This is a genomic window from Streptomyces sp. NPDC050534, from assembly GCF_044457745.1.
Lineage (GTDB): Bacteria > Actinomycetota > Actinomycetes > Streptomycetales > Streptomycetaceae > Streptomyces.
Map to the genome: position 1 here is coordinate 621,699 of NZ_JBITHF010000001.1, position 21,307 is coordinate 643,005.

General features: G+C 72.6%; 14 protein-coding genes. 4 read left to right on the plus strand and 10 right to left on the minus strand.

The genetic code is table 11. The annotated features are described in order from the left end of the window. Positions 1-25 precede the first annotated feature (25 nt). The 5 genes from ACIBN2_RS02800 to ACIBN2_RS02820 all read right to left on the minus strand — a co-directional run bounded on the left by ACIBN2_RS02800 (position 26) and on the right by ACIBN2_RS02820 (position 7,490). Positions 26-1,297 (minus strand): carbohydrate ABC transporter substrate-binding protein, encoded by a 1,272-nt coding sequence (locus tag ACIBN2_RS02800; RefSeq protein ID WP_399132298.1) that lies wholly within the window; start codon positions 1,295-1,297, stop codon positions 26-28. Further along, positions 1,294-2,337 (minus strand): hypothetical protein, encoded by a 1,044-nt coding sequence (locus ACIBN2_RS02805; RefSeq protein WP_399132299.1) that lies wholly within the window; start codon positions 2,335-2,337, stop codon positions 1,294-1,296. Before ACIBN2_RS02805 ends, ACIBN2_RS02800 begins: the two co-directional genes overlap by 4 nt. Continuing rightward, positions 2,334-3,716 (minus strand): hypothetical protein, encoded by a 1,383-nt coding sequence (locus tag ACIBN2_RS02810; protein WP_399132300.1) that lies wholly within the window; start codon positions 3,714-3,716, stop codon positions 2,334-2,336. The genes ACIBN2_RS02805 and ACIBN2_RS02810 overlap by 4 nt, the downstream gene beginning before the upstream one ends. 74 nt (positions 3,717-3,790) lie before the next feature. Continuing rightward, positions 3,791-6,118: a tetratricopeptide repeat protein gene (locus ACIBN2_RS02815; RefSeq protein ID WP_399132301.1), complete on the minus strand. Its 2,328-nt coding sequence runs from the start codon at positions 6,116-6,118 to the stop codon at positions 3,791-3,793. 46 nt (positions 6,119-6,164) lie between these two features. Continuing rightward, complete coding sequence (locus tag ACIBN2_RS02820) at positions 6,165-7,490, minus strand: serine protease (RefSeq protein WP_399132302.1); 1,326 nt, start codon at positions 7,488-7,490, stop codon at positions 6,165-6,167. Between the two features lie 91 nt (positions 7,491-7,581). On the opposite strand from ACIBN2_RS02820, the gene ACIBN2_RS02825 reads away from it, so the two are divergent. From ACIBN2_RS02825 to ACIBN2_RS02835, 3 genes are all read left to right on the plus strand, one after another. Next, complete coding sequence (locus ACIBN2_RS02825; protein WP_399132303.1) at positions 7,582-7,929, plus strand: trypco2 family protein; 348 nt, start codon at positions 7,582-7,584, stop codon at positions 7,927-7,929. Between the two features lie 258 nt (positions 7,930-8,187). Then, the gene (locus ACIBN2_RS02830; protein WP_399132304.1) at positions 8,188-9,603 is read left to right on the plus strand and encodes a phytoene desaturase family protein; all 1,416 of its coding nucleotides are present in this window, start codon (positions 8,188-8,190) and stop codon (positions 9,601-9,603) included. Between the two features lie 178 nt (positions 9,604-9,781). Then, positions 9,782-10,195: a hypothetical protein gene (locus tag ACIBN2_RS02835; RefSeq protein ID WP_399132870.1), complete on the plus strand. Its 414-nt coding sequence runs from the start codon at positions 9,782-9,784 to the stop codon at positions 10,193-10,195. On the opposite strand, the gene ACIBN2_RS02840 is transcribed toward ACIBN2_RS02835, so the two are convergent. The 4 genes from ACIBN2_RS02840 to ACIBN2_RS02855 form a co-directional block, all read right to left on the minus strand. Then, positions 10,105-10,719, minus strand: coding sequence for a DJ-1/PfpI family protein (locus ACIBN2_RS02840; RefSeq protein ID WP_399132305.1), 615 nt, complete (start codon positions 10,717-10,719; stop codon positions 10,105-10,107). The genes ACIBN2_RS02835 and ACIBN2_RS02840 overlap by 91 nt on opposite strands. A gap of 84 nt (positions 10,720-10,803) precedes the next feature. Beyond that, positions 10,804-13,035, minus strand: a complete 2,232-nt coding sequence (locus ACIBN2_RS02845; protein WP_399132306.1) for a GH92 family glycosyl hydrolase — start codon at positions 13,033-13,035, stop codon at positions 10,804-10,806. Positions 13,036-13,172: 137 nt separating this feature from the next. Further along, a complete protein-coding gene (locus ACIBN2_RS02850) occupies positions 13,173-14,621 on the minus strand; it encodes an arabinose isomerase (protein ID WP_399132307.1) in 1,449 nt (482 codons plus the stop codon). A gap of 38 nt (positions 14,622-14,659) precedes the next feature. After that, the gene (locus tag ACIBN2_RS02855) at positions 14,660-15,958 is read right to left on the minus strand and encodes an MFS transporter (RefSeq protein ID WP_399132308.1); all 1,299 of its coding nucleotides are present in this window, start codon (positions 15,956-15,958) and stop codon (positions 14,660-14,662) included. A 251-nt stretch (positions 15,959-16,209) separates the two neighbouring features. Here ACIBN2_RS02855 and ACIBN2_RS02860 point away from each other — a divergent pair, with 251 nt between their 5' ends. Then, positions 16,210-20,223: a hypothetical protein gene (locus ACIBN2_RS02860; RefSeq protein WP_399132309.1), complete on the plus strand. Its 4,014-nt coding sequence runs from the start codon at positions 16,210-16,212 to the stop codon at positions 20,221-20,223. On the opposite strand, the gene ACIBN2_RS02865 is transcribed toward ACIBN2_RS02860, so the two are convergent. Further along, positions 20,206-21,225, minus strand: a complete 1,020-nt coding sequence (locus tag ACIBN2_RS02865; protein ID WP_399132310.1) for a LacI family DNA-binding transcriptional regulator — start codon at positions 21,223-21,225, stop codon at positions 20,206-20,208. The two genes, ACIBN2_RS02860 and ACIBN2_RS02865, sit on opposite strands and share 18 nt — an antisense overlap. Positions 21,226-21,307 lie beyond the last annotated feature (82 nt).

The window sequence follows — 21,307 nt, forward strand, 5'->3', positions numbered from 1 at the left end:
CACGCGGTGCGCCGGGCGCCCGGGCTCAATGCGTGCTGCACACCGTCTGCAGCGCAGCGTGCCCGTCGTTCAGCGTGGACACGTCCTGCACCCGCTGCACATTCTCCAGAAGAGTGCCGAGGTGAGGGTCCTGTCCCTCGGCGACCCTGGCCATGGTCAGCAGGACCGCCTCGTAGAAGGCGTCCCGTACGGCCGGTGCCATGACGTCCGAGGCGTCCAGGCAGCGGGGACCCTTGAGGAGCCGCTGGGCGATCTGGCGCTCGACCGCCTCGCCCTTTGGGACCACCTGGCGATTCGCCGAGAAGACGCCCGCCACTGTCGCCCACTTCTGCTGGGCCTCCTTCGAGGAGAGCCGGCGGATCAGTTCTCGGGCCTGGGCCCGCTTGCTGAACAGTGCCGCGAAGTCGCCGGTCACCTCGTGGGCGCGGACCCGGGTGCCGCCTCCGGGCAGCAGCGGAGCCGAGTCCATCAGGCGTGCGTGCTCCGTGTCCTTGCTGCCGTAGAAGGAACGCGCGAAGGAGCCCTGGTGCTCCAGGGTGCAGCCGTGCGCTGCGCCGAACAGCAGCCCGTGGCCGCCGGAGGGGCCACGATGGTCGGTGAGCAGGGCCTTCCCGGCCGCCGGCCTGTTCTTCTCCAGCAGAGCGGCCCAGGCCGCCCAGGCGGTGCGCACCTGACCGCTCGTCCACCACTTCTTCTTCGGGCCGCCCGAGTTCAGTGCCCACTGCGCGTAGAAGCCGGGACCCGCCCGTTGCAGCACAAGGTCTTCGATCCAGTCGGTGCCGGGCCAGCCCGAGGCGCCGTCGTCGTCCATGCCCATGCACCAACTCCTCATGGGCGCGGGCGCGTTGGCGGGTCTGTGGCCCTCGCGGTACCAGACGATGCTCTTCAGATCCGCTTTCACCGGGACCCAGTACACGTGGCCGGAGGCCGTGCCGGCCGCGTTCCAGGGTGCGCCGTACTGCTTCGGGTCGTAGAGACGGTCCAGCGGTTTGAGGCGGTTCTGGTCCCGGTATTCGGCGAGTTCACCGATGCCCGGCATGATCACGACGTCCGGGGGCTCGCCCGACTGCACCTTGGAGAGCAGCACCTCGCGCTGGGCCGCGGTGCCCTGGTAGTGGAACGGGATACCGAAGCCCCTCAGCACCGTCTTGAACTGCTCCTCCTGCTGCCCGGTCCACGTGCCGAGGATGGTCACCGGCTCCTCGTCGTCGTGCTGCGTCCAGACCACCACCACGCCGACGGCGGCGATCAGCAGCATGACCATCAACAGGACCAGCATCTTGAACCGGCGGGTCACCGTCGCCTCCAGTAGTCGCCGTCGAGCCGGAGGCCGAGACCCAGTGCGGGCAGGACGACGATCAGCAGGCCGCCGACGGAGGTGCCCAGGTACACCCGGTCGGTCCAGGTGTGGCCGGTGAGTTGCTGCCGGACCTCCTCCGACGTCTGCGTGACCTTCTGCTGTGCGTCGATCAGTTCCGAGTCGCTCCTTCGGGGCACATCGGTGATCTGCCCGGACACATCGGTGATCTGCTGCAGGTCCTTCAGCGCCCCGTCGAGGTCGTGCTCGGTGGTGGACGTCGCCATCAGCGGAATCACCGCGAGCGCCACGGTCAGGATGAAGGCCGCGAGCAGGTACGGGTTCCAGTCGCGGCCGCAGCGGTCGCGCAGCACGAACAGGGCGGAGAGCAGGGTCAACGCGAGGGCGGCCAGGGCCAGTTCGGCGAGCCACCAGCCCGCGCGCTGCCAGGCACCCATGGCGGCCGTGTGCCCGGCGTGCGTCATCTGGTTCCGCTGGAGGCTCTTCAGCCGGGGCGCGAGTCCCACCTTGTCTCGGACGAGCAGCGACCTCGCCTCGTGGAACTTCAGCTCCCGCATGAGGCGTTGGTCCCGGTACATGGAGGTGCCGAGGTTGAGGGAGTTGCCGTAGGTGGCGAGCAGACCGTTGACGGTGCCGAGGTCCTGGTCGGTTCGGTCGGCGATACGGGACAGGCCCTGGTCGGCCGCGGAGAGCTGGGAGCGGTAGGTCTCGCCCGAGCCGGCGACGTCGATGAGTCCGTCCCGCAGCAGGGTGTCCGCCTCCTGGTACGAGCGCAGCGCCGCCAGCCGGGCGCCGGCGAGCCCCTGCACGGCCGGTGCCTCCCGGGAGGAGAGCGCCACGGCGCCGCGCTGGGTCTGCCGGTAGGAGAAGAACAGCGCGGTCGCCGCCACGGCCGCGCACAGGAAAAGGATCAGCAGGTGAGCCTCCAGCAGCCGGCGGGTGCGCCAACGGCTCAGCCGCCGGCGCCATAAGGAGGCCGGCGAGTATCGGCGCCAGGAGAGTGCGCGTCCGGTCGTCACAGCAGCTTCTTTCCGCAGGTGATGCAGTAACGGGCCTCGCTCCCGGCCGGGGTGCTGCACGCGTGGCAGCGCGGGCCCGGCCGCGCCCCGACGGCCTCGGTCAGGGTCCCGCCGGGCCGGGATCCGGCGCGCAGGATCATCGGGGCCAGGGTGTCGGCGTCGACGGTGCGCAGCCGGATCCGGCCCGCGGCCGCGTCCTCGATGTCGGCGACCGTGCGGATCTCGTCCAGCACCCAGTCCTTGCCGAGCTCTGCCGCCAGGCGGGCGGCCTGCCCCAAGCGGGCTTCGGCGGTGTCCCGTTGGCGCGCCTCCAGAGCGACGAGCCCTTGGCGAAGGGCGCTTCGCATCCGGGCGGTGACGTCGAGGTTGCGCACGCTGTCGCCGCCCGCCGGGGCGTGCTGCGGGGACCGGTCGGGCAGGTGCCAGCGGGCGAGGACGGGGGCGTGGACCTCGCCGATGGAGACCATGGCGAACTGCAGCTCCGTCTCCAGCGGGTCGGCGTCGGCGTCGGTGACCAGGGTGAGCAGGTAGTCACGGCGGCCCTGCTCCCACTGGTAGGTCGGGAAGCTCCAGCGGTGCGGGCGGCCGGGCTGGGGCAGCCCGCCGAGGCGGTGCGCCCGGGGTGCCTTCTCGGACAGCGAGACCTGGCGGACGGAGGGCCGCACGGTCACCTCGATGGGCAGCTGGGGGGTGTGCACCCGGCGCAGCCGCTGGATGGCACCGGTGATCGCCTGGGCGAGGCCGTCGTCAACGAACTCGGCGGTGCCGTGCAGCCGTTCGGCCAGGGTCAGCAGCGGGTCGGGGGACCAGTCCGTGCCCACGGCGAACACCTCGCAGGTGAACTGCCCGGCGCATGCGTCCAGTTCCTCCTCCAGACGGGTCTCGCCGGCGGCGCTGCTGCCGTCGGTGATCAGCACCAGATGCTGGACGGACAGCGGGCGGCCGGCGAGCAGGGCACGTGAGGCGGAGGCCCAGGAGGCGTAGCCGGCGGGACGCGGCCCGTCCTGGTGCAGCGGGAGTGAGCCGGCGACGAAGGCGGCCCGGCGCCGCTCGTACTGGTTGGCGACGGCCCACTCGTCGTCGCCCAGCGGATAGCAACGCCTCGGCTCGGGGCCGCCGCCGAGCAGGGTGAAGGAGATGCCGTCGGGCAGGGCGCGCAGGGCGGCCGCCAGGGCATGCACCGCCGCCCGGTTGGACTCGGCGACGTCCACGGCGATGATCACCGCGAGCTCGACCGCGGGCAGATCGGTGGGAGCCCCGTCGGCGGCCACGTCGACCTGAAGATGGGCCTCGATCTTCACGTTGCGGTGCGGACGCAGATCGCCGTCGAGATCGACGTGCAGTCGGATGCCCGGCTGCGGCCGGGTGTGGCTGCTCATCTCCTACGTCACCGCTCCTTCCCCTTCGTCGCCGTACCGCGCGCCGGTGCCGCGCGGTCTGTCGTGCCGCGCGCTCAGAACACGGTCTGCGGCCGTACCGCGTGCAGCAGGTCCACGAGATGCTCATGGGCGGCGGCCGACTCCCGGTGGCGTACGGCCAGTTGCCGGTAGCGGGACTCCAACTGCCTGCGCAGTTCGCGCTCCGGGCCGCTCAGGCGTCTGAGCCGGCGGGCGTCGAGCCGTCCGGCCCCTCCCGCCGGGCCGGGCCGGTCGCCGAGGCTGTGCAGCGCGTCCAGCTTCCACTCGTGCAGTTCGGTGCCCAGGCGCAACGCCTCGTCCTCGGACAGGCTCGGCTCGCCGGCGCCCGGACTCCTGCCGACCAGGCCGCGCAGTTCGTCCAGCGCCGCGTCGACCTCGCCGGGTGCGGGCAGCGGATCACCGTCCCCGGGCAGCCGGGCGGCGCGGATGCGCACCGAGGCGATGCGGGCGACGGTGTGGTCCAGCGTGCCGGGGCCGACCCGGGCGAGCACGTCGAGGGCCGCCCGGCGGTCGCCCGCGCGCAGCGCGAGCCTGGCCAGTCCGAGCGCGGCTCCGCCGTGCGCGGGATTGCGGGCGAACACGGCCTCGTACAGCTCCTTGGCGCTGGGCCCGGCCGTGTCGTCGCCCAGGAGCTCCCCGCAGTAGGCGAGAGCCAGCTTGGGGGCGTACTCGCCGGGCAGTTCGAAGTGGACCTGAAGGAAGTGGTTCCTGGCCTGGATGAGATGGCTCCGGGCCTGGGCGGCCTGGCGCGGGTTGTCGGCGAGTCCGGCGCCGCGCAGCGCGAGCAGGGCGCGGTGCCACTCGAGCCGCCAGCGCCGTACGGCGGACGGGCCCGGGATGGAGTCCGCGATGTCCAGCTCCTCCTGGGCCCGTTCCAGGTCCGCGAGGGTGTTCCGGCCCAGCAGGACCCGTACGTTGTGGAGGCAGATCTCCACCGAGCGCGGCTTCTCGTCCTGCTGGTCGAGGAGTTGGCCGGGGTCGTAGCCGCTGCTCACCTCGAACCGCGCGGTCTGCGGGTCGCCCGGGAACCGTCTCGGCTCCGGCAGGCACCCGGCGATCTCGGCGGGCGTGGGGGCGCCGAGATCGAGGGCGGGCGCCACGGGCGGCTCGTACCGGTCGCGGCGCGGGCGCGCCAGCCAGTGCTCGATGCCCGGCACGGTGCCGAGCCGGGCGCCGAGCAGTTGCGGAGAGGGCCGGAAGTAGTCGGAGGGCTCGGGCGGGTCGCTCTTGCCGCGAAGGGCACGGATCTCCCGTAGCGCGCCCCGCAGTTGACCGGCCATCTCCCGGGCGTCGGCGAAGCGCCGGCCCGGGTCGGTCCGGACGGCGCGCTCGACGACCCACCAGAAGGAGGTGGTGCCCAGGCCGGGTACCCCGTCGACGGCCCAGCGGGCGAGTTCGCGCAGAGTGACGCCCACGGTGTGCAGGTCGTGGGCGACGGTGGGCATCTCCAAGGAGCCGGTCTCGGGCGCCATGTAGTCGGGCGTGACGTGGGCGGGCGGCTGGTTCTGCCCCTTCTCGCGCATGCCGCCGAGGTCGATGACCTTGACGCCGTCGCCGTGCTGCACGACGTTCGACGGCTTCATGTCCCCGTACACGAAGACCCGTTCACCGCCGGCGTGCAGATGGACGAATGCCTCCAGGATCTGGCAGCCGTACGCCGCGACGTGCTCGATGTCGAGGACGGACTCGCCGCGCCGGGTCTCCTCGACGACCTTCGCGAGGGTGCCGTCGCCTACGTCGTCCATGACGATGTAGCCGCCGGTGACCTCGCCGTGGTCGTCGCGCCGGGCGACGAAGTCGCGGATCTGGACGATGCGGGGGTGCCGGATGGCGACGAGGTTGCGGCGCTCGACGTCGGCGAGCCGGGCGCCGTCGTGCTCGTAGCGGTTGAGCAGTCCCTTGACGGCGACGACGTCGCCGAGATGGGTGTCCTCGGCGAGGTAGACCCAGCCCTGGCCGCCGTGCGCGATGGGACCCATGATCTTGTACTGGTCGCGCAGCAGGTCGCCCTCGGCGAGTTCGGGCTCGTACGAGTAGCGCTCGCCGCAGGCCGGGCAGAAGCCCTTGATCGGCACGGGGCCCTCGGTGTAGGGCGGGGCGAAGGTGATACCGCAGGTGGCGGACGAGCAGGCCATACGGATGCGCAGCGGCCCCTCGGCGCGGATGAGGCGTTCCCCGGCGGGGCGCGGCGCGCGCTCGGGGAGGTCGAGCAGGTCGTGGGGGCCGTGTTCGCGTGGGTCCTCGGGCAGGCCGGGCAGCCCGGTTCCGTCCTCCGCGCGGCCGCACACGGCGCAGTGGCCGGTGGGCAGCACGGTGCCGGCGCAGGCGGCTCCGTCGAAGTGCCGGTGTGGGCAGGTGGTCATCCTCCGGTCGTCCTCCTTCCTCGCCCGGGCCCCACCGGGCACCTCGTCACAGCTCGCCGTGGCGGCTCAGGTCGGTGCGCAAGGTCCTCAGCAGCTTGCGCAGTCGGGTGAGTTGCTGGTGGGGATCCTTCTCGCCGTCGATCCGGCGGCGCTCGGCCCGGCGCAGGTCGGCCGTCTCGGTCACGGAGCCGAGGGAGGCGCTGTCGACGACGTCGCGGCGGACCGCGGCGCCGAACTCCGCGCGCTCCAGCAGGTCGATCAGGCTGTCGGCGTGAGCGAGCAGCGCGGGCCGCAGCAGTTCGTCCCGGGCCGCGCTCCAGCCGGTGCCGCCCTCATGGCGGAAGACGAGCAGCAGGCGGAGGTGCAACACCCTCAATCTGAGGAGGAGTTCGATCAGTCCTCTGGGCTCGGGTTCCTCGTCGAGGCCGTCGACGACCACCGTGACCGGACGCGCGGGCGCGCGCTCGGCCGCCCGCTCGGGCCGGGGTTTGGTGCCGCGCAACCAGTCCCAGTACGCCAGGTATTCACCGGCCGTACGGTCGATGTGGTCCAGCGCGTGGTCGGCGAGGTCAGGTCTGCTGCCGCCGCCGCGGTGGACGACGTGCGCACGGTGCAGCAGATGGCGCAGCGAGCGGTCCTTGCCGCTGTCCGGTGGCACCACGGTGATCTTCACCGGGTCCTCGTCCGGGTCGTCGAACCACCGGATCAACCGCTCCTCGAAGGCGTGATCCCAGGCATGCGGGCTGCTCAACTCCTTCACGACCGGCGAGAGTTCCGCGATGCGGTCGAGGGGGAGCAGATACGAGAAGGCCACCCGGTTGTCCTCGGGCAGGGGCTGGCTCATGTCGCCGCGCCAGCTGACGACGATGCCGACCACACGGGTGGGGGAGCCTTCCCGCGGCGGGGTGCACACGGCGGCGCCGCTGAAGCCCGCGCGCACCACCTCGGTCTTGGTGACGGCGTCGAGCTGCACCCTTTCGCCGCTCGCGCCGCCGATGCGGCCCCACAGGGTCATGCCCTCGTCGAAGCCCTCCGCATAGCCGGTCGTGCAGACCTCCATGCCGCCCCACAGCTCGGTGTCGAGCGGAGCGGGGCGTGCCTGCGGGCGCGGGTCGGCCAGGCGCAGCACCGCGACGTCCTGGCCGCTCCCGCCCTCCCTCAGCCAGCCGCCGGGCATCACGCGCGCGGCCACCGGCGGGAGGCGGCCGTTCTCCGCGAACTCCAGCCACATGACGGTGCCGGGGTCGTCGCCCACCACGTGTGCGCAGGTCAGCGCCGTGTGCTGGTCGATGAGCACGCCCGCGCCGCAGATGGGACCATCAGCCCCCCCGCGCCGCAGCCTGAGCCTCCAGTCCGCACGCAGTTCCCCCATGTCGCCTCACCCTACGCGCGGGGCATGGTGGGTCCCTAGACTTATGACCAGGTTTGATCGGCCAATTTACGGAAGTCGGCGGTGTGTTGACATGGGGGATACGGAACCTGTCGGTCTCGCGGAGGCCATCGGCACGGTGCGTGCGGAGTTGGCGCGGGCCCAGGCCGAAGGGGCCGAGAGCGACTGGCGGTTCAGCGTGGAGCAGGTCAGCCTGGAGTTCTCGGTGCAGTTCCACCGGGCCGGCGAGGGCGGGGCGGGGCTGCGGCTGGGCGTGGTCGAGGCCCGGCTGGGCGGCTCGGTGAGCCGCGACAACACGCACCGCATCCAGGTCGACCTCAAGCCGCTGCCGGGCCCCGACGGCCGGCACCACGAGGTGAGCCGCGAGAGTGGCACCGCCCGCAGGGGACCGGGCCCGAACGACCAGGCCGTCTCGCGCTAGTGCTGTGACCGGAAAGGTTCACCGGCTCGCGACGCCCGGCACGGCACCTCGCCGCGTTGTCGCATCACCCGAGTACATCCAGTACGCGGGCGATGCTCCGCCTTGCGATGCACCGCACCGGACGCCGCGAGCCTTCCGGCAAACCTTTCCGGTCACAGCACTAGGCAGGCGAGCGGCGGCGACCGCGGGGCCGTTCGTCCGGTGTCGGAGGCGCCCGTGCCGTAGGCATGGCGGGGACCTCCGGAAAGGCGGCACCTCATGAGCACAGCGACCGTCGTGGGGGCCGGGCCCAACGGCCTGGCGGCCGCCGTCGCGCTGGCCCGGGCCGGCGTGCGGGTCACGGTGCTGGAGGCGGCCGACCGGATCGGCGGTGGCACCCGCTCCGGCGAGGCGATCCTGCCGGGCCTGCTGCACGACCACTGCTCGGCCATCCACCCCATGGCCGTGGGCTCGTCGTTCCTGAACGAGCTCGGCCTCGACCGTCACGGTCTGCGCTGGGCGTGGCCGGAGATCGACTGCGCGCATCCGCTGGACGGCGGCACGGCCGGGGCGCTGCACCGCTCGGTGACCGCCACCGCCTCCGGTCTCGGCCCCGACGGCGAGGTCTGGCGGCGGCTGTTCGAGGGCCCCTCGGCGGCGTTCGGCACCTTCGCCGACGACATCATGGGCCCGCTCCTGCGCCTTCCCCGGCACCCCGTTCAGCTCGCCCGCTTCGGCCTTCCCGCGCTCGCCCCCGCGTCCCTGCCGGCGCGGGCGTTCAGGACCAAACAGGCCAGAGCTCTGTGGGCCGGCGTCGCGGCGCACGCGTTCCATCCCCTGGAGCGGCTGCTGACCGCGAGCGTCGGGCTGGGCATCGTCACCGCGGGACACCACTACGGCTGGGCGGTCGCCGTGGGCGGCTCGCGCCGTATCACCGACGCACTGGCGGCGTGCGTCATCGAGTTGGGAGGGACGATCGAGACCGGGGTCCGGGTGCGCTCGGCGGCGCGGCTCCCGCGCGCGGACGTCACCCTCTGGGACGTCGCGCCCACGGCCCTGGCCGACATCCTCGGCGATCTGCTGCCGCCCCGGATCGCCCGCGCCTACCGTCGCTACCGCTTCGGTCCGGGCGCTTTCAAGGTCGACTTCGCGGTCGAGGGCGGTGTCCCCTGGCGGGCCGAGTCGGCGCGCAGGGCCGGCACGGTGCACGTCGGCGGCACCTACGCCGAGATCGCGGCCACGGAGCGGGACATCCACGCCGGGCGGATGCCCGAGCGGCCGTTCGTCCTGGTCGGGCAGCAGTACCTGGCCGACCCGTCCCGGTCGGCCGGCGACGTCCACCCCGTGTGGTCCTACGCCCACGTCCCGAACGGCTACACCGGCGACGCCACCGAGGCGATCACCGCGCAGATCGAGCGGTTCGCACCGGGGTTCCGGGACCGGATCGTCGGGACCGCGGTGCGTACCACGCCCGGATTCGCCGAGTACAACCCCAACCACGTCGGCGGCGACATCATGACCGGCGCCACGAGCACCGGCCGCCTCGTCTTCGGCCCCCGCCCCACCCTCCAGCCCTACGACACCGGGGTGCCCGGCCACTACCTGTGCTCGGCGGCCACCCCGCCCGGCGCCGGCGCCCACGGCATGTGCGGCGCGCATGCCGCCGCCCGCGCCTTGCGCTTCCTGCGTGCCTGAGACACCGATGACAACCACGAACTCCTACGGTCCTGGCGCGAGTTGGTCCGCCGCCTGTGCGAGGGCGGATCCGCAGGCCAGGACTGCGGGGTGCCTGCTGCCGCCGCGGCGGACGACGGTGACGATGCGGCGCGTGCGCTGACCCCGGGGCGCGCTGACTGTGGCCGGCCTCGCGGCTGTGCTGGCCGCCGCACCGGCGGCCTACCTGGCCGTCAAGCTCGCTGGCGCCTGCCACCTGGTGTTCCTCGGCACGCAGTCCCTGTGGCACAGCCGCCGGACCGCTCCCGCTCCGGTCGGCACACACCCCCGGCCCACCGGCGGAAGCCCGTGGCGGACCGGCCTGGTCGGCAACGTCCTCAACCCGAAGAACGCCGTCTTCTTCCGGGCACCTCCTCGACCGGCCGCGGACCCGGCGCATGCTCGGCCGGGTCACGGGCGTCGTACTGATCGGCTTCGGCCTCGTGGTCGCGACCGCGGCCGGCTGACCGGACCGGCGCGCCCTCAGCCGCGCAGCGCGGCGGCCTCGCCCGCGCCGACGGCGCGCAACGCCCGCCCGACCGTCTCCTCGTTCTCGCCGACCGGAGCGACGTAGTCGAGCACAGCGCGGGCGGCGGTCTCGCCCAGAGCCCGGGTGATCACCCAGGTGGCGAGGTACTGCGAGGACAGGCAGCCGCCCGCGGTGGCGATGTTGCCCTCGGCGTGGAACGGCGCGTCCAGCACGGTGACGCCGCAAGCCTCGACGTAGGGCCGGCTCTTGACGTCCGTGCAGGCGGGCATGGTGCCCAGCAGACCGAGCCGGGCCAGCACCAGCGCGCCGGAGCACTGCGCGCCGATCAACTGCCGCGTGGGGTCGAGCGGCAGCCTGGAGATCAGCCTCTCGTCGGCGACCACGTCACGCGTCCGCACGCCGCTGCCGATGAGCACGACTTCGGCCTCGGTCGCGAACTCCAGCGGGCGTTGCCCGGTCACCTCGACGCCGTTCATCGACGTCACCACCGCGGCGGGCGTCGTGATGAAGGCCTCCAGGCCGTCCTTGCGGCACCGGTTGATCAGCGCGGAGGCGATGAAGCTGTCGAGCTCGTTGAATCCGTCGAAGGTGACGACGGCTACCTGCATGGCGACTCCTCACGACCCGGGGAGCCGCAGCCTGTCAGGTGGGCCAAGTCCCCGTCGCGGGCCAATCCGTGGCCGGTGGCCCGCTCACGGGGAGGTCAGCCGGAAGCGGAGGACACCGCCCCTGGCCACGAAGGAGGACGGCAGGAAAGGACTGCCGACGGGGCGGCCGTCCAGGTTCAGCGAGCGTACGCGCGAACGTGCCGCGGAGGCGTCCGGGGCGAGGACTTTGAGGGTGACGCCGTTGCCGCGGTGCACCGTGACCGTGGGGAACAGCGGGCTGGCCAGGGCGAGTTGAGGACTTCCCGGGACCTGGGGGTACATGCCCAGACTGGCCCAGACCGCCCAGGAGGACATCGCTCCCAGGTCGTCGTTGCCGACCAGGCCGTCGGGGCGGTCGGCGAACAGGGTGGTGAGGGCGCGGCGCACGGTGTCCTGGGTGCGGTCGGGGCGCCCCGCGTAGTCGTACGCCCAAGGGGTCCCGAAGGACGGCTCGTTGCCGAGATAGGCGTACGGCTTGTCGGCGCCCGCGTTGAGTTCGGTGAAGAAGGTGTCCAGGCGTGAGGCGACCGCGGTGTCGCCGCCCATGGCGGTGAACAGCGCGGGCAGCTCCTGCGGGACCATCCACGTGTACTGGGCCGCGTTGCCCTCGACGTAGTCGGTGCGCTGGGCGGGAGTGAAGGCCGGCCAGCTCCCGTCGGCGGAGCGGGGCTGGAGGTAGCCGCTGGCGGGGTTGAACAGATGGCGCCAGTTGCCGGCGGCGCGGGCGAGGGCCGCCTGGGTGCCCGTGTCACCGAGGCGGCCGGCCAGGCGGGCGAGCGCGCCGTCGGCGACCGCGTACTCCAGCGTGGTGGACGCGGTGCCCCAGACGCCCTTGGTGCCGGCCGGGATGTAGCCCAGGGTGTCGTAGAGCTCGTGCCCCGGCCGCTGCCGGTCGTCGGTGCGGCCCGCAACCGCCGTACGCAGCAGCGCCGCGGCGTCGAAGTCCGTGCCGCCGAAGGCGTGGATGGCGGCGGCCATCGCCGGCAGCGGGTCGCCGACCATGACGCGGGTGCCGCCGTTCGCCAGCGTCCACCGGTCGAAGTACCCCGCCTGAAGGCCCTGTTCGAGAATCGACCGGGCGACGTCGGAGGCCTCGTGCGGGGCGAGCAGGGCGAGCAGCTGGACCTGGGAGCGGTAGACGTCCCAGCCGGAGAAGTTCGCGTACTGCACATGCCCGGCCCGGGTGTGGTGGACCTGGCCGTCCATTCCCCGGTAGCGGCCGTCGGTGTCGCTGAAGGCACTGGGGTGCAGCAGCGCGTGGTAGAGCGCGGTGTAGAAGACCCGGCGCTGGGTCTCGGTGCCGCCGGTGACGGCGATCCGGCCCAGCCACTCGTTCCAGCGGTCGCGGGTGGCCTGTTGGACGGAGTCGTAGGAACTGCTGCCCTGTTCCGCGGTGGCGTTGCGGCGGGCGCCGTCGAGGTCGACGAAGGACACCCCCACCCGGGCGGTGACCGTATGGGTGCCGGGCGCGAAGGAGACGTACGCGCCGGACGCCTTGCCGTCCAGGTGCTCGGCGTGGGCGAAGGGCTGGTCGAAGACGGCGTGGAAGTAGAGGCGGTAGCGGTTCGTGGAGCCGCAGAAGGCGCCGCTGTCGGTGTAGCCGGACAGGGTGCGCGTGCTGATGGTGATGTCTCCGGTGGCCTTGTTGAACGCCCGTCCGGCGTCCACCGTCAGGCCGGCGGGCCGCGCGTCGTCGGCGGGATAGGTGAAGCGTGCGATGCCGGAGCGCTGGGTGGCGGCGATCTGCGTACGGATGCCGTTGTCGAAGGTGACGCCGTAACTGCCGGGCGACGCCTGCTCGTTGGCGTGGGAGAAGGTGGCGTGCCGGGCCGCGGGGTCCGGGTCAGGGCGGCCGGTGAGCGGCATGAACGGCACGTTGCCGTAGTCGTCGCAGCCCGCACCGGAGATGTGCGTGAGGCTGAAGCCGCGGATGCGGTTGTCCTTGTACGCGTAGCCGCCGTGCTGGTGCGTGACGGTGTCGGGGCTCCACTGGACCCCGCCCAGCGCCGCCGAAGCCCCGGGGAAGGTGTTCCCGGCCCCTCCGCCGTGACCGAAGTCGGTGCCGCCCGGGGCCGTACCGACGAACGGATTGACGTAGGCGGCGGGATCGGCCACGGCACGCGCGGCCTCGGCCACGGAGGGGGTGGAGGACTCCGCCCGGACCGGCGAGGCCAGCAGGACGGACGAGGCCAGGGCAGCCGCGACGGGGTGCAGGCGCACGAAGCTCTCCTCGAGACGGTGGGCCGTCGCCCTGTCGTACGGCGACGGACTGCCCACCTTCTCGACCGGACCGCCTGCGCGTGCGGCGCCGTGCCGTGGGACGGGCCGCGGATCAGGCTCACGGCGGAACGCAGGGCAGCGCCTGGAGGGCCTCGGCGCCGCCCGGCGCGATGTGAGGCTCGCGTCGGGCTCGCTCACACCTCCCGGTGGTCGATCCCGAGCAGGCTCGCCGCGGCCCGGAAGTCGGCCGCGTGCCTGCCGACCGCGAGGGACCAGTGGTGGCCCACGCCCGTCGCGCTCCACGCGTCCACCCACTCGCCGGGGTCCCGGCCGAAGTCGACCCGGCTCGTGGTGTTGCCGATCTCCAGCAGGGGGCCGGGCACGACGGTGCCCTCCGACGTGACGAAGGACAGGCTGCCGTCGGCGTCCTGGCCGAGCCCCAGCAGGGTGACGGGGCCGTGCTGGACGTCGAACTCCACGCTGACGCCCCAGCCGCGCTTGCCGTGGTAGACGCCCAGCCCGCGCAGCAGCGGGTCGCGGGCGCTCACGGCCAGATGAGCCGGGCCGTCGTGGCCCATCTCCACCACGCCGTCCTCGAAGTTCAGGGCCTGGATCTCGGTGAACGAGCCTCCGGCGCCCACGCTCTGCGAGGCCAACTGGGCGACACTGGTCCGTAGTTCGTACTCGCCGGCCGCGGGCACGCCCCGCGCGGTGAGCAGCGAGGCGCCCAGGATCATGCCGGCGCCGAGCCGCTCGTGCAGCTCGCCGTCGAGCCCGCGGTGGTAGTAGGCGAGCGTGTCGAGCCCGAAGTCCTCCACCAGCCGGTCGAGGGCGACGGAGACGGTCGATCCCCACGCGAAGTCCTCGTCGGCCACGCTGTCGTCGAGGGTGAAGACCTGCCGCGCGAGCTGCACGCGGTCGCGGGTCTCCGCCTCGGTCACCTGCTCCACCCGGTGTCGCAGGTCGTCGAACTCCAGCACCTCCACGTGCGAGCCGAACGTCGTGGGCAGCAGCGTCAGGTCGGTCGAGACGTCGAGCATGCCGGGATACAGGTGCCCCATCAGGCCGTGCCGGGCGTGCCTGAGCGCGGCGCGGACGTGCGCCGCGCGGATCCACTGCTCGATGCGCCGCCAGGCCGTCTCCTGGCGCAGCCAGCCCGAGACCGACCGGAAGGGGATGCCGGCCCGGCGGAAGACGTTGCCGACCTCGGGCACCGGGCACTGCCCGCAGTAGGCCAGCCAGGCCCCGGTGTCGAAGGAGGCGTGATCCATCCGCTCGGACGGCTGGAGGTCGATGACCAGCACGGGCGTGTGCGAGCGGCGGGCGATCGGCAGCACCATCGAGGAGGTGAGATACGTCGTCAGGAACAGCACGATCAGATCGCAGTCGGCCTTGCGCAGCTCCTCGGCGGCGGCCGCCCCTTCCTCGGCGTCGGAGATGAAGCCGACGTCCGTCACCTCCGTGTCCATGCCCCCGAGCCGCTCGGCGACGTACCGGGCCGACTCCCGCAACTGCGGCAGCAGTCCGGGAAATTGGGGCCAGTACGTGCCGAGTCCGCCGGCCACCAGGCCGATCCGGGTCCGGCGGCGGCGTACCGGGGGCAGCAACTTTGCGACGGACGTGGGGTGTTCGGCGGTGGTCATGGTCGGTGCTCCTCGTGGGTCGCGGGGTCTGCTGCGCTTCAGGTCGGGGCCACGCGCAGGTCCGTCGGGGTGTGCGGGACGCCGAGGGTGCGCCGGATCAGGACCCGGACGATGTAGACGCCCGCGACCGCGGACGCCGCCATGCAGGCGGTGATCGACCAGAGCAGGACGGAGGCGCTGTACTCCATCAGGGCCGGCGTGACGAAGGCGACGCCCGCGAAGACCCCGCGCGACAGGGCGTAGGTGAGGCCCTGCGTGGTGCCGCGGGTGTCCGGGGGCAGCGTGAGCTGCGACCACACCTTGTAACTCGCCTCCCCCGCGAAGGGGTTGGAGATCTGGTAGAGCACGAAGAAGACGAGCATGCCGGCCAGGGCGCCGGCCGTGAGGGAGGCGATGCAGAAGGCGAGGATCTGCACGACCGTGAAGACGTAGAACAGCCGGTCGCGCCAGGGGGTGTCGGCGAGCCGGACGAAGACGAACGTCAGCACCAGCGCGATGGGCAGGAAGGCCAGGTTGATCCCGGTGGCCAGGCTCTGCGAGGCGCCGCTCACCGTGACGAGCAGGTAGGTGCCGAACTGGCCGAAGGTGTTCGCGCCGATGCCCCAGGTGACGTAGTAGGCGAACGTCGCGGCCATCGGCAGCAGCGCGGCACGGTTCAGCACGTTCTTCAGCTCGATGCCGCGCGGGGCGTCCAGCGCGGCCGCCTCCTGGGCCACCTCCGTGTCCGAGGGCTCGTCGGCCAGTTCGAGGCGGGAGCGGAGCTGCCAGGTGACCAGTGCGGCGACGGCCAGATGGCCGGTGATGATCCGCGCGCCGGTCATGCCCGAGTCCGACAGCAGGTAGCCGAGGAAGATGACGACGACGATGCCCGCCACCCACATGACCTGCGTGAACGACACAAGACGCGCCCTGCCTTCGGCGGGTGCGGCGTCCGAGACCACGGCCAGGGAGGTCGGCAGGTCGGCACCGGCCGCGAGTCCCGCCACGAGCACGCCGATGAACAGCACGATGTCGTTCGGCGCCAGGGTGATGACGACCGCGCCCACCGCGTAGCAGAAGATGTCCCAGTTGTAGACGCGGCGGCGCCCGAACATGTCGGCCAGCCGGCCGCCGACCAGGGAGCCTACGGCGATGCAGCCCGTGACGATCGCGCTGATCGCGCCCGCCATCCACACGCCCATGTCGTAGTGGTCGCGGTAGATGGCCAGGTTGACGGCGATGCTGACGATGAGGGCGGCGTCGAGATAGGAGGCCATGCCCGACAGGGCCGCGACCTTCCACAACCGCCAGGGGATGGGTTGTTCCGAGCGTGCTGGAGCAGTCGGGTTCTGGACCATGATGCGACTCCGTCGTCTGGGGAGGGGCCGAGCGGAGGGGGACGTCGCGGCGCTGAGGCCGATGCGCAGTGAATATAGGGTCAGAAAAACGTTCCAACAACCCCTCATGCACCCATTTGCAGGAAGACGCGACAGCCTCCTTCCCGCTCTTCGGATCCGGTGCCAACATTCCAGGTGGTCGATGACGCGACCCGTGTAAAACGTTTTTGATCCGTGAGGGTGCCTCAGCCGTACTCGGAAGGACCGTATTCGTGATCTCCTCCGCGCTGCAGCAGCTGTTCGACGACCCGCCCCGGGACTTCGGCCCCACCCCGCTGTGGTGGTGGTCGGGCGCGAGGGTCACCCGCGAGCGGCTCGCCTGGCAGATGCGCCGGTTCGCCGAGGGCGGCATCCACAACCTCGTCGTGATCAACCTGGCGCCCGCCGGGCCGAGTTTCGGCGCCCGGGCCGACGAACCGGCCTGGTTCGGCGAGGAGTGGTGGGCCCGCTTCACCGACGCCTGCGAGATCGCCGGTGACCTGGGCACACGCCTGTGGTTCTACGACCAGATCGGCTTCTCCGGTGCCAACGTCCAGGGCGGCGTCACCCGTTGGCACCCCGAAGCCACCGGACTGGCCCTGCGCTCTTGCAGGGTGACCGTCGCCAACGGCGCGGTTCTGCTGGGAAGTTCGGAGACCCTCGTGGGCGCCTACTCCACGGAGGGCCGGCGCCTGCCCGCGGACGGGACGCGGATCGAGACGGCCGACGGCAGCGAGGTCGAGCTCGTCACCGCCGTCCCCACGGCCTTCGACTACCTGGACCCACGGGCCGTCGGCCTGCTGATGGACGCCGTGCACCACGAGTTCGACCGCCGCGTCCCCGCCTACCTGGGCAACGTGATCGCGGGCAGCTTCCAGGACGAACTGCCCGGCACCAACGCCTTCGGCCGCGGCTTCCCCGAAGCCTTCCGCGCCCGCCGCGGCTACGATCTGCTGGACCACCTGCCGGCCCTGTTCCACGGGACCACCGAGGCCACCGAAGCCACCGGGGCCACCGACAGCGCGGTCGGCGCCCGCGCGGCGAAGGTCCGTGCCGACTACTACGCGGTCCGCGCCGAACTCACCGAAGAGGCCCTGTTCAAGCCCCTCGCCGCCTGGCACGAAGAGCGCGGCATGCTCCTGGGCTGCGACCAGAGCCACCCCGCGCGCTCCGGCTTCCCGGCCCAGTCCACACAGATCTACTCGGACTACTTCCGCACGCACCGCTGGTACGGCGCCGCGGGCAGCGACCATCACGGAGACTCCAAGGTCCACTCCTCCATGGCCCACCTCTACGGACACGAGCGGGTCTGGATCGAGGCGTTCCACTCCTCCGGCTGGGGCGGCACCCTGGAGGACACCTACGACTGGCTGCTGCCGTTCCTGCGCAGCGGCGCCAACCTCTACAACCCGCACGCCAGTTACTTCGGCACCGCGGGCGGCTGGTTCGAGTGGGCGCCGCCCTCCACCGACTGGCGTCAGCCCTACTGGCAGCAGTACCCGGCCTTCTCCCGCGCCGTCGCCCGGATCTGCTCCCTGATGTCCTGGGGCACCTACAGCGCCGACGTGGCGGTCCTGCACCCCACCGCCACCATGCAGGCCCTCATCCCGCTGGACGCCCCCGTCAAGCACTTCGGCGACGGCCGCCTCGGTGACGCCCACGCCGACGTCGACGAGACGCAGCGGCACTACCTGGACCTGTGCGGCACCAACAACTGGCTGCGGCCGCACGTCGGTTCGCTGGACCGGCACCGCGTCTCCTTCGACGTCGTCGACGACGCCTCGGTGCAGCGGGCCACGGCCGCGGGGGGCGCCCTGCGGATCGGCGACCTGGCCTACACCGCCGTACTGCTGCCCTCGGCGAGCGTCATGGAGGAGGGCACGGCGCGCCGGCTGACCGAACTGCTCGACACCGGCGGCCGGGTGGTGGCGGTGGGCCGTCCGCCCGCGACGGCGGCGGGACTCGCCGGCGACGACTCCGCCGTGGCGGCGCTGAGCGCTCATCCCGGGCTGGAGCGGGCGAGCGACGCCGAGGCCGCGGCGCTCACCGTGGCCGGCACCGCCGGACACGCGACCGGCGACGTGCCGCTCCTCGTCAGGCGGCAGGGTGAGACCGGCATCGCCCTGGTGACGGGCGCCTTCCCCGACGCCCGTACGCACCCGCCCAGGGGAAGCCACGACATCGACCCCGCACGCTACGCCCGCGCCAGGTCCGTCACCGTGCGCGCTCCGGTGGCCGAGGCCGAGATCTGGAACCCGGCGACCGGCACCCGGCGCCCCGCCCGCGTCACCGTCGCCGACGGCACCTCGACCGTGGAGGTGCCGCTGGACGGCGCCCCCGCCGCCCTCCTCGTATGGCGCGAAGGCACCTCGCCACCACCCCAGGCACCCCTGCAACAGGCCGAACCTGCCGAACCGGTCGTCACGGTCGACTTGTCGACCGGCTGGCAGGGCCGGCTGGTCCCCACCATGGACAACACCTGGGGCGACCTCGCGCTGCCCGCCGGGACGTCCCTCGACGAACCGCAGATCTGGACCATGCAGTGGACCGAGTCCGCTGCCCCCGACGCGAACTGGCAGCGGACGCGGGCGACCTACGGCAACCGGGTGCGCGTCCTGGCGCCGGTGCCCGCCGCGAAGGCCCCCGAACCGCTCGACCGCGCGTCCGCCGCGCGCGTCCTGGCCGGGGAACTGCCCCTGGCCCCCTGGGACGAGAGCTGGACCGTGGCGCTGTTCTCGTCGAGCCGCGGCACCCCGGACCCCGAAGGACTGCTGGGCAACAAGGGGTTGGTGACCGAGGAGTTCGTACGGGTCCCGGTGCCGGGGCCCGGAACCGTCGCCCGGGTCCGCGCCGTCGTCGAGACCCGCCACCGCGGATCGGCCGACCTGCACGTCGGCGCGGAGGCGGCCAAGCACGTGTGGTGGAACGGCGAGCGGCAGGCCACCGGCACCGGCTACCTGGCGACCGCCCGGGTGGAGGTGGAGCGGCGGTACAACGTCTTGGAGTACGAGCTGTCCGACACCGAGGACCGCCCGTCCGCGATCTCGGCCAAGGCCCATGCTCCGCTGGGCAGTTACTTCTGCCTTACCCTCCCGGACGCGTTCGTGCCGCGTCCCCGCTTCATGTGTCTGCCCGACGGGGTACGGCCGGACGGCGGCGTCACCTACCGGGGCCGGCTGAGCGTGGCCGGTGACGATGCGCCGGCGGTACTCGTGGTCGGTGCCGCGGCCGGGGTCACCGTGCTGCTCGACGGCGCCGTCGTGGCACGGCAGGAGAAGGTCGAGTACTACGAGTCCGACTGGGGCGCGGTGCCGATGTTCTTCCGGCACGAACTGGCCCTGACGGCGGGCGAGCACGTGCTCGACGTCGTGTCCGACAGCGTCCGCGCACGGGACGCGGTGTACGTAGACCTCGTGGCCGCCACGGGACCCGAGGCGACCGCGCTCGTCAGCGGCCCCGGCTGGGAGGCCCGGACGGGGGAGTGGCGCGGACACACCGTCGAACACGAGGGCCGGTGGGGGGAGTTGCAGCACTGCCACGCCGCCGTACGGCCGCACCCGCTGCCGGACACCTCATGGCTCACCGGCGCCCCGGTGCTCGGCGGTCCCGTCCTGCCGCTGCGCTCCACCGACGACGTCCGCGCGAGCGCACAGCACTTCCGCTTCACCGTCCCGCCCGGCACCGTCGCCCTCGACCTGCCGCTGGAGCTGCCCGCGCGGGTGCGGGTCGCGGACGGCGCCGAACGACCGCTCGACGCACAGGTGCTGACGCTCGGTCAACCCCTGCCGGAGCCGACGGAGATCGAGGTGGTCACCGAGCCCACGGCCGTCCTGCGAGGCGGCTCCGCCTGGCGCGGACCGGTGCGCGTCCGCACCGCGCCTGCCCCTCTGCCGCTGGGGGAGTGGCGGTCACTGGGACTGGGCAGCTGGAGCGGTGGTGTCACCTACGCGCGCGACGTGGAGGTGCCCGACGGGCCGGACCCGGTGCTCGACCTCGGGCAGGTGCGTGGCAGCGTCGCGGTCGTCGTCGACGGCGCTCCGGTCGGCGAGGCGTTCTGCGCTCCGTACCGCTTCGAACTGCCGGGTGCCGCCGGGCGCACCGTGCGGATCGAGGTCACCGTCCACAACACCCTGGCCCCGTATCTCGCCGAAGCCACCCCGACCGCCTGGGCGTTCCCCTCCCAGCGGCCGTCCGGACTGCTGGGACCGGTGACGCTGCACGTGCGCACATCAGACGCCGGGCAGTGACCTGGTGGAGTCCCGCAGGACCAGATCGGGCGCGAACACCCTTGTCTCATGGGTGTGTTCGGCGCGGGCCTCCACCTCGTCGAGCAGCATCTCCACGGCGGCCCTGCCGAGGTCCTCGACGGGCTGGCGGACCGTGGTGAGGGTCGTACCGACGAAGCTCGCGATGTCGAGGTCGCCGTAGCCCACCACCTGCACGTCCTCGGGGACCTTCACATCGCGCTCGGCCAGGCCGCGGCACAGCCCGGCGGCGAGGAAGTCGTTGGTACAGAACACCCCGTCGGGCAGTTCGGTCAGACCGCGGGCGACCTCCAGGCCGTACGCCACCGTCATCTCCTCGGCGACCAGTTGGCCCAGCCGCGCCGTACGCCGGCTGCGCACGGCCTGACGGGCGCCCTGATAGCGGTCGGCGCACTGCCGTATCGAACGCTCGCCGTTCACCACGAGGATGTCGCGGGCCCCGCAGTCCAGCAGGTGCTGCACGGCGGTCCGGCCGCCGCCGATGTCGTCGACCGAGACGGAGCAGCCCTCCTGGGCCGGCATCGCACGGTCCGCCAGGACCAGCGGGATGCCGCGCTCACGCAGCCGTGTCAGCCGGGTGGGGTCGGCGCTGAGCGGGACGACCACGGCGCCCACGGCCCGCTGCTCGACCAGCATGGTGAAGTAGCCCTGCTCGCGCTCCGGCGCGTCCCCGCTGTGGCACAGCACGAGTGAGTAGCCGTGGTCGTACGCGGCGTCGGCGGCACCCCTCGCGATGCGCGCGTAGAAGGAGTTGGTGATGTCGGGCAGCACCAGGCCGATCGAGGACGAGTGGCCGGTGCGCAGCCCGGCGGCCCCCGGGTGGGGCACGTAGTCGAGCGCCGCAACGGCGTCGCGGACCCGCTCGGCGGTGCTCGCGTTGACGCGCTCGGGACGGTTGAGCACGTTCGAGACCGTCGACACCGAGACGCCGGCGGCGGCTGCGACGTCCTGGATGCGGGCGGGGCGAGCCGGAATGGCGTCCACCCCCCTCGCTGTGGCAGCCGTGCGACCAGGCACGACGTGGTCCTCAAAGGCGACGTCAGTCTACCCCGGCTGCGCCTGTAAC

Bases quoted from the DNA above. Each gene is read 5' to 3' on its own strand.
- ACIBN2_RS02840 (WP_399132305.1), bottom strand. From the start codon at position 10,719: ATGCAGGTAGCCGTCGTCACCTTCGACGGATTCAACGAGCTCGACAGC.
- ACIBN2_RS02830 (WP_399132304.1), top strand. From the start codon at position 8,188: ATGAGCACAGCGACCGTCGTGGGGGCCGGGCCCAACGGCCTGGCGGCC.
- ACIBN2_RS02815 (WP_399132301.1), bottom strand. From the start codon at position 6,118: ATGACCACCTGCCCACACCGGCACTTCGACGGAGCCGCCTGCGCCGGC.
- ACIBN2_RS02855 (WP_399132308.1), bottom strand. From the start codon at position 15,958: ATGGTCCAGAACCCGACTGCTCCAGCACGCTCGGAACAACCCATCCCC.
- ACIBN2_RS02825 (WP_399132303.1), top strand. From the start codon at position 7,582: ATGGGGGATACGGAACCTGTCGGTCTCGCGGAGGCCATCGGCACGGTG.
- ACIBN2_RS02820 (WP_399132302.1), bottom strand. From the start codon at position 7,490: ATGGGGGAACTGCGTGCGGACTGGAGGCTCAGGCTGCGGCGCGGGGGG.
- ACIBN2_RS02810 (WP_399132300.1), bottom strand. From the start codon at position 3,716: ATGAGCAGCCACACCCGGCCGCAGCCGGGCATCCGACTGCACGTCGAT.
- ACIBN2_RS02850 (WP_399132307.1), bottom strand. From the start codon at position 14,621: ATGACCACCGCCGAACACCCCACGTCCGTCGCAAAGTTGCTGCCCCCG.